Annotated in this window: 3 protein-coding genes; all 3 read right to left on the bottom strand. The window is 55.3% G+C overall.

The features are described from left to right. On the bottom strand, window positions 1-1,344 hold a 1,344-nt coding region (locus INT22_RS20800), incomplete at its 3' end, for a TonB-dependent receptor domain-containing protein (protein WP_226912630.1). A 75-nt stretch (window positions 1,345-1,419) separates the two neighbouring features. After that, entirely contained in the window at window positions 1,420-1,809 is a 390-nt protein-coding gene (locus INT22_RS11170; protein ID WP_193059654.1) for a DUF2946 domain-containing protein, read from the bottom strand. A gap of 238 nt (window positions 1,810-2,047) precedes the next feature. Further along, window positions 2,048-2,661: TOBE domain-containing protein (locus INT22_RS20795; protein WP_226912629.1), on the bottom strand; the 614-nt coding region annotated here is incomplete at its 5' end.

Here is a 2,661-nt window from a genome sequence, read left to right as displayed (position 1 = left end):
GCGGGTAAGGCGTGCGTTAGCCGTATCCAGGCTCTCGTCACTGACGCGATAGCGGTCTACCCGGGCACCACCAATCAGGCGGTCACGTTCACCTATATACCGGGTGACCTCGCTGAAGGCGCCGAACTGGGTCTGCTCGTAATCGGGTTGCCAGCGCTCTCCATCCAGGTTGCGGTGTACCTGATGTTCAACGTCGACGCCAGCGATCCAGGTGGTGTTTTCCCACTCCCAGGTGGACGCAGCGCGCGCACTTCGAGTACGGCGATCAACCCGCATGGCCATGCCGTTACTCATATCCATGCCGCCGCCCATGTCCATGCCACCGCCCATGTCCATGCCGCTGCCCATATCCATGCCGCCACCCATGCTCATGCTGCCCGGTGAACGAAGGGTAAAGTTATCCATAATATGGTCGGCGTAGGCATAGTTGGCCTGCATTTCCAGACGTTTCCAGTGCTCGCCTAAATTCTCGCGCTGAAAACGTATGCCCACGGTTTCGCGCAGAAACTTACTGCCATCCATGCCCCGTCCGGCATAGCGCGCTTCACCGTCTCCTCGGCCAGCGGTGACTTCAAGCCAAGTGTCGTCGTCGGGTGTCCAGCCTATGGCCACGTCGCCGTTCCATTTATCCCACTGAGAGGGCACAGCGTTGCCGTCGCCATCTTTATAGTCGTTGGCCTCTGATTGGTTGCCAGTAATGCGCAGATAGCCCGCTTGATTACCCACTGCGGCATCAATGCGGCGATCAAAGCGACCATAGGTGCCCAGCATGACGCTGCCATCTACACGTACGCCCGCTTCATCGAACTCTTCTGGGCCGCGGTCAAAGCGCACCGTTGCCGCTGAGGCACCTGGCCCCCATAGCACCGACTGTGGCCCTTTGGTGACGGTGAGGCTATCGTAATTTTCAGGTGAGATATAAGACGTCGGCGCATCCATGCGCGCCGGGCAAGCGCCTAGCATTTGGCTGCCATTGGTCAGCACCCGTAGACGCGAGCCAAACATGCCACGGAAAACCGGGTCACCGTTGGTGCCGCCGTTACGAATGGCAGAGAACCCCGGAATGGTCTGAAGGTAGTCGGCACCGTCGCTGGCAGGGGCCGGTTGGCGCGGTATGCGTGGGTCAGTTTCCACCGTAAGTGGCGAGCTTAGCGGTACAGCGGTGACGACCATGGTGTTGAGCGCATGATGATGGTCGTGGTGAGCGGCAGGCGACTGTGCCCATGTGCTTTGAACAGCCACGCTCGATGCCGCGGCGATGCTTAATGTTAGTGCGTGTCGTTGAAAACGGTTTTTTAAACGGGCAGGCGTAACGACGCCATGCCCAGTAGCTAGATGCGACATGATGATCCCTTTTTTTGATGTAGACAGCCACTCGCCTGAAGCGAGCTTCAGGCTGAAAGGGCTGACGATGTGGCGTTATACACGTCGCAAAAAGGGCGGAGCTCGCGTTAGCGCGTGGGGGTAGTTATCACAGGAGCGCATCGCCTGTGTCGGTTGCGTCAGCAGTTGCCCATGCGTGATAAACGCTTGCTGGCTGATCGCGGGAAGAACGGTTGGTGTCGTTGGAAACTGTTGCCAGACGGCGCAGTAGCCACATTGGTGAAACCAGTTAAATATCGGCTCTACCGCTTCAGCATGGCCTGAAGAGTGGTGATGTTGACTTGCTTGCGGGGCCGCGTGCTGATGATGGTTTCCATTCTGGTGACTTGATGAATGGCTAGAGGAGTGGTCAGTGCCGTGGTTAGCGTGATGTTGCCCACCCGCTTGATACTGCGAAATTAGCGGCCCGCCCAGTAGGAGATGCATCGCCACAAACGCCATATAAAGCGCTATGCGATACCAAAGAGTCCCTACTGAACGTGATAAGTGCATTTGCTCGATACGCTATTTGGGCCGTGTTATGTTGTTTCATATAGAGTGCTTGGCAATTTTAGCTGAAATTTCCTTATGAAAATGTGAGGGCGGTGCGGTCAATTGACACGTAGGGGCTATTGGCGTCGGATAAAACGAGTGCTAAATCAATTCATAGCTCCGACGTTGTGTATTAGTAATGCAAGATCGATACACTGCGCACTAGCGCTGTCACCTGCTTACCTACAGCGAGTTTCATTTCATCTGAGGACTTGCGAGTTAAGCGTGATCTAAGGTGAATAGAACCAAGGCTCAACAGCAGCTCCACCGAGTGTGGGCTGGTGGGCAACGTTTCCATTTTTTTAATAGTAGCCGCGAGCTGATTACGGTAGCTGGTGTCCTTTGTCGGTGAGAGTGCCAAGGCAATATCCCGTGCAAAGATACGTACGCGCAAACGGCTGCCGACAGGCGCTGATATACCCGGTATTATTAATTGGTGACACTTATCAAGCGCAAGATGGGTTAGCTGGTATACATCGTCATGTTCGACAACTCGACCTTCGATAATCGAGGCGGCATCGAACCCTCCCAGCTCCTCGGTTAAATCAAAGCGCTGCAAAAGACCATGTAATGGATCGCTAGCAATAACGCGCCCCTCTTTCATCAGTACGAGATGATCAGCAATTGCCGAGATCTCTTCGGGGTCGTGGCTGACGTAAATCACCGGGATTTGAACCTGGCGAGTCAGTCGCGCAATGAAGCGCAACAGCTCTTGCTTACGTGGCCCATCCAATCCGGAGAGTGGCT

The sequence above is a fragment of the Halomonas sp. 3D7M genome (genome assembly GCF_014897885.1).
Lineage (GTDB): Bacteria > Pseudomonadota > Gammaproteobacteria > Pseudomonadales > Halomonadaceae > Vreelandella.
This window is presented reverse-complemented; position numbering and strand designations above follow the sequence as displayed.

Bases quoted from the DNA above. Each gene is read 5' to 3' on its own strand.
- INT22_RS11170 (WP_193059654.1), bottom strand. From the start codon at position 1,809: ATGCATCTCCTACTGGGCGGGCCGCTAATTTCGCAGTATCAAGCGGGT.